General features: G+C 45.1%; 4 tRNA genes and 1 rRNA gene. All 5 read right to left on the bottom strand.

Annotation, left to right across the window (positions count from 1 at the left end):
• Positions 1-45: 45 nt before the first annotated feature.
• The 5 genes from D1B33_RS18295 to rrf all read right to left on the bottom strand — a co-directional run bounded on the left by D1B33_RS18295 (position 46) and on the right by rrf (position 556).
• Positions 46-121: transfer RNA gene (locus tag D1B33_RS18295), tRNA-Val, on the bottom strand.
• Positions 122-142: 21 nt separating this feature from the next.
• A tRNA-Glu gene (locus tag D1B33_RS18290) sits at positions 143-217 on the bottom strand.
• Between the two features lie 28 nt (positions 218-245).
• Positions 246-337, bottom strand: a tRNA-Ser gene (locus tag D1B33_RS18285).
• A gap of 8 nt (positions 338-345) precedes the next feature.
• Positions 346-420 (bottom strand) — tRNA-Asn (locus D1B33_RS18280).
• Between the two features lie 20 nt (positions 421-440).
• Positions 441-556: ribosomal RNA gene (gene rrf / locus D1B33_RS18275) — 5S ribosomal RNA — on the bottom strand.
• Positions 557-657 lie beyond the last annotated feature (101 nt).

The raw sequence follows: 657 nt of genomic DNA, 5'->3' as shown, positions 1-657 counted from the left end.
ACCCCGCGAAAATACTATTTTTTATATTATATCATAAACTTTATATGGTGGAGGATGACGGGCTCGAACCGCCGACCCCCTGCTTGTAAGGCAGGTGCTCTCCCAGCTGAGCTAATCCTCCGACTGGTTTATCAAATTCAAATGGTGACCCGTACGGGATTCGAACCCGTGTTACCGCCGTGAAAGGGCGGTGTCTTAACCACTTGACCAACGGGCCAATTAATAAATGAATTAGTTTGGTTATCTGGCGGAGAGTAAGGGATTTGAACCCTTGAGACAGTGTTAACCGCCTACACGATTTCCAATCGTGCTCCTTCGGCCGCTCGGACAACTCTCCAAGTAGCATGGCTCCGAAGGTAGGACTCGAACCTACGACCGATCGGTTAACAGCCGATTGCTCTACCACTGAGCTACTTCGGAATAATTTAATTTCATGCTATGCCTAGCGACGTCCTACTCTCACAGGGGGAAGCCCCCAACTACCATCGGCGCTAAAGAGCTTAACTTCCGTGTTCGGTATGGGAACGGGTGTGACCTCTTTGCCATCATCACTAGACTTAAAGTGAAAGACATTTAATATTGTATCATACTTTGAAGATATAATCAACACTTTTATCAATAATTTCTTCAAATTTATTATTCTTTCAAAACTGGATA

Source organism: Ureibacillus yapensis, from assembly GCF_003515775.1.
In the GTDB taxonomy this organism is placed as follows: Bacteria; Bacillota; Bacilli; order Bacillales_A; family Planococcaceae; genus Ureibacillus; species Ureibacillus yapensis.
This window is presented reverse-complemented; position numbering and strand designations above follow the sequence as displayed.